Origin of the sequence: Pseudonocardia pini (assembly GCF_013870575.1) — a bacterium.
Taxonomy (GTDB): domain Bacteria; phylum Actinomycetota; class Actinomycetes; order Mycobacteriales; family Pseudonocardiaceae; genus Pseudonocardia; species Pseudonocardia pini.
Genome location: NZ_JACBXB010000526.1, coordinates 1 through 3,964 on the forward strand (window position 1 = coordinate 1; position 3,964 = coordinate 3,964).

Below are 3,964 nucleotides of genomic sequence, written 5' to 3' on the forward strand. Positions count from 1 at the left end.
TGTCCCGCCCGGAGACGACGACGTGGGCGCCCTCCGCGGCGAACGCGGTGGCGATGGCGCGTCCGATGTTGCTGGTGGAGCCGGTGACGAGTGCGGTCCGGCCGTTCAGTCTGTTCACGGGGGCGACGCTAGGAGCGAATTTCTGGACCGGCAAGTCCACTCCTGCCCGAGTGGCGGCGGCAGACGGGGATGCGCGAGTCTGCCTCCTCCCGAGCGAAACGGAGCGCCCGATGAGCCGCCACGTCCAGGTCACCTTCGACGCCCACGACCCGAAGGCCCTCTCGACCTTCTGGCGGGACGTGCTGGGGTACGTCCATCCCGGACCGCCCGGCGTCGAGCTGCCCGAGGGGGCGGACCCGCTGGCCGCGTGGGACGACTTCCTGGCGAGGATCGGTGTGCCGGAGGACCAGCGCAACACCCGCTCGGCCATCGAGGACCCCGCGGGTGAGGGGCCGCGGCTGTTCTTCCAGCAGGTCCCGGAGGACAAGATCGCCAAGAACCGCGTGCACCTGGACGTCCGGGCGGCGCCCGGGCTGCAGGGGGACGAGCGGATGGCGGCGCTGGAGGCCGAGTGCGAGCGGCTCGTCGCGTTGGGGGCGGCGCGGGTCTGCCGCGAGGACCCGGCGCCGCCGATGGCGAACGGGCACATCGTGATGACCGACCCCGAGGGCAACGAGTTCTGTCTGGACTAGGACACCGGAGTCCGCCGCACCTCTCGACACCCCAGATCACGCCCGTCGGGAGGTCGATCCGGGGGAGACCGGCCTCGATCTCCCGGAGGTAGCCCTCGTCGAACGCGGCGATCTGGCGGTAGAACGCGCCTTGGCCGGGTTCGCCGAGCCACGGGGCGGCGAGGGCGGCGCGGTCGTCGTCGCGGAGCCCGCGGTGGCTCGCGTTCCCGACGTACGCCCGCACCAGTGCCTCGTGGATGTACGGCGGGACCTGGGCGAGGACCGTCGAGTGCTGCTGGACCAGCTGGAAGAACGGGGAGCCCGCGGGCGGGATCGCGACGACGTCCGCCAGCAGCAGCGACGCGTACGGGACCCCCTCGGTGAGGTGCGCGCGGAGGGAGACCGCGCCTCCGTAGTCGTGGGCGACGACGTGCGGGCGGTCGAGGCCCCAGTGCTCGAGCAGGGCGGCGAACGCCCGGGCCTGCACGCCGAAGTCGACCGCGTGGGCCGGGTCCATCGAGGATCGGCCGTACCCCGGCATGTCCCACAGGTACACCGTGAACGAGCTGCTCAGCGCCTCGGCGAAGGGGCGCCACAGCCACGAGGACCAGGGCGTGCCGTGGCAGAACACCACCGCCGGCCCGCTGCCCGCCTGCTCCCAGGCGATCCGGCGCCCCTCCCACGCGAAGCTCTCCACCGCCGTCAACCTACGGGTGGGTGAGCGAGTAGCGCAGCCGACCGAACCCCTCCCGCGGCGACGGGCGTCCCGGCACGGCACGTCCGACCCGGACACCCGCGCCGAGCAGGCCGGGCCGGCGGGGGTCGCGTCTCCCGCCGGCCCGATGTCCGACTCGCGGGCCGTGGTGTCCGACTCGCGCGTCGGGGGGTAGGGACTCGCGGGCCGTGGTGTCCGACTCGCGCGTCGGAAGTGGGGGACTCGCGGGTTAGCGGCGGGTGCGGACGGACTGCGCGAGCTCGTCGAGGAGGGTCGCGGTGGTGTCCCACGACATGCAGGCGTCGGTGACCGACTGGCCGTAGGTCAGTGCGCCGCCCAGCTTCTGGCTCCCCTCCACGAGGAAGCTCTCCATCATCAGGCCCGTCACGCCCGTGTCCCCCGCCGCGATCCGCTCGGCGATCTCGCGGACGACCTCGGCCTGCCGCACGTGGTCCTTGCGCGAGTTGCCGTGGCTGGCGTCGACGACCACACGCTGCGGGAGGCCCGCCTTCTCGAGCAGCTGCCGGGTCGCGGCCACGTCGGCGGCGGCGTAGTTCGGGCCTGCCGAGCCGCCGCGCAGGATGACGTGCGCGTCGGGGTTGCCGGTGGTGCGGACGAGGGCGGCGAGACCGTCCGCGTTGATCCCCATGAACACGTGCGGGGCGGCCGCGGCGCCGATGCCGTCGACGGCCACCTGGACGTCCCCGTCGGTGCCGTTCTTGATCCCCACGGGCATGGACAGCGCGCTGACCAGCTGCCGGTGCACCTGCGACGCCGCCGTGCGCGCACCGATGGACCCCCAGGTCACGGTGTCGGCGATGAACTGCGGGGTGATCGGGTCGAGGAACTCGCAGCCGACGGGCAGGCCGAGTGCAGTGATGTCCAGCAGCAGCCGACGGGCGGTGCGCAGGCCGCGGTTGACGTCGAAGCTCTCGTCGAGGCCGGGGTCGTTGATCAGGCCCTTCCACCCGACGGTCGAACGGGGCTTCTCGAAGTACGCGCGCATGACCACGAGCAGGTCCCCGGAGAGCCGCTCCGCCTGCGCCGCGAGCCGGTGGGCGTAGTCGAGCGCGGCCTCGGGGTCGTGGATCGAGCACGGGCCGACGACGACCAGCAGCCGGTCGTCCCGCCCGTCGAGGATGTCGACGACGTCCGCGCGGCCGCGGGTGACCACCGCGGCCACCCGGTCGTCGGCGGGCAGCTCGTCCCGCAGCAGGGCGGGGGACAGCAGCGGGCTGATCCGGGCGGTGCGGTGCTGGTCCAGCGCAGCACGCGTGTCGGTGCTGGAACTGAGGGGGGACATCAGGGGGTCCTTTCGCGGACCGGCCCCCGTCATCCCGTGAGCCGACCCAGTGGGTTTCCGGCTCTCGTGGGGATGGTGGTCAGCGCAGCAGAGTGCGTGCCGACCCATCCCGGGCCGGCTCGCTAAACCAGTATCGGCGCGCCACATGGCTACTCTAACCGGACGATCGTGGCACGCGTCAACCGGTCAGTTCAGCATCCAGATGGTGAAGTTCAGCGCCGAGGCGAAGGTGACCCAGGCCAGATAGGGCACGAGCAGCCAGGCGGCCGCGCGGCTGTGCCGGGCGAACAGCACGATCGTCGCCACGATGGAGATCCACAGCAGGACGATCTCCGCGAACGCCACGCCGAACAGGCCCGCCCCGAAGAACAGCGGCGTCCAGGCCATGTTCAGCAGCAGCTGCACGCCGTAGACCACGTGGGCGGGCTTCGTGAGGCCCGCGCGCCGCCAGACCAGCCAGCCGGACACCGCGATCGTCACGTAGAGCACGGTCCAGACCGGACCGAACAGCCACGACGGCGGCGCCCAGGAGGGCTGGGCGAACCCGGCGTACTGCTCCGACGCCGAGGCGGACGCGAGCCCGCCCACCACGGCGACGATCGCGACGGCGACCAGGAATCCGAGCAGTGCCAGCGCGGCGGGCACTGCGGGGGGACGGGTGCGGGAGGCGTGCGCGGTCATGGGTAACAGTCTCGATGGTCGAGAGGATTTCCGCTCGTCGAACCGCTCGGCGACCGAGGGACCGCTTGCCGCAGAGTGACCTGACTCACCTAACGGCAACCGGGTCGTTCGCGAGCCTCCCTACGACTGACTCCCCAGCTTGGACAGGCCATGATCAGTGAAAACAGGCTCGCAACGGTGCGGGCAGGTCGACACAGGATTCCCGAGGCGCCGCTCGAGCGTGCCGCCCGGGTGGTGGTCGCCGCCGTCGACGGGGACGAGCTCCTCGCGGAGGCGGGCGGCCTGCTGCAGCACCTTCGTGCCGCGGGGACCGAGCTCGAGATCCTGCTCGCGGAGGGGGCGAACGCCCGAGCCTTCGCCCGGTGCGGGCTGCGCTCGGTCCCACTGCACCGGCTCGGGCTGCGGCGTCCGCTGCCCCCCGGCGCCTCGGAGGTCGGCACGTCGACGACCGCCGTGTACGCCCTCTTCGGCGGCAAGCCGGGTCTGATCAAGACCTTGGTCGACGACGCTTTCCGCAGGCTCCGCCGCACCATCGACGACGTCCCGGCGGATCCCGATCCCGCCGCCCGGCTCGTCGCGCTCGGGGAGGCCTAC

At 72.5% G+C, this 3,964-nt stretch carries 5 protein-coding genes and 1 pseudogene; 3 read left to right on the top strand and 3 right to left on the bottom strand.

Annotation, left to right across the window (positions count from 1 at the left end):
* Positions 1-230 precede the first annotated feature (230 nt).
* On the top strand, positions 231-692 hold the full coding sequence (locus H5J29_RS23915; RefSeq protein ID WP_181783281.1) for a VOC family protein: 462 nt from the start codon (positions 231-233) through the stop codon (positions 690-692).
* 340 nt (positions 693-1,032) lie between these two features.
* Here the strand turns inward: H5J29_RS23915 and H5J29_RS35360 are convergent.
* Positions 1,033-1,305 (bottom strand): annotated as a pseudogene (locus H5J29_RS35360) (alpha/beta fold hydrolase); the annotation flags it as partial.
* Here H5J29_RS35360 and H5J29_RS35365 point away from each other — a divergent pair.
* Positions 1,211-1,561: a hypothetical protein gene (locus tag H5J29_RS35365; RefSeq protein ID WP_246394206.1), complete on the top strand. Its 351-nt coding sequence runs from the start codon at positions 1,211-1,213 to the stop codon at positions 1,559-1,561. The pseudogene H5J29_RS35360 and the gene H5J29_RS35365 overlap by 95 nt on opposite strands.
* A 54-nt stretch (positions 1,562-1,615) precedes the next feature.
* On the opposite strand, the gene H5J29_RS23925 is transcribed toward H5J29_RS35365, so the two are convergent.
* Positions 1,616-2,689, bottom strand: a complete 1,074-nt coding sequence (locus tag H5J29_RS23925) for a 3-deoxy-7-phosphoheptulonate synthase (RefSeq protein WP_181783282.1) — start codon at positions 2,687-2,689, stop codon at positions 1,616-1,618.
* Between the two features lie 186 nt (positions 2,690-2,875).
* The gene (locus H5J29_RS23930; protein ID WP_181783283.1) at positions 2,876-3,370 is read right to left on the bottom strand and encodes a TspO/MBR family protein; all 495 of its coding nucleotides are present in this window, start codon (positions 3,368-3,370) and stop codon (positions 2,876-2,878) included.
* 177 nt (positions 3,371-3,547) lie between these two features.
* Here H5J29_RS23930 and H5J29_RS23935 point away from each other — a divergent pair.
* Positions 3,548-3,964 (top strand): TetR/AcrR family transcriptional regulator (locus tag H5J29_RS23935; protein WP_512700135.1); only part of this gene is annotated, 417 nt, incomplete at its 3' end.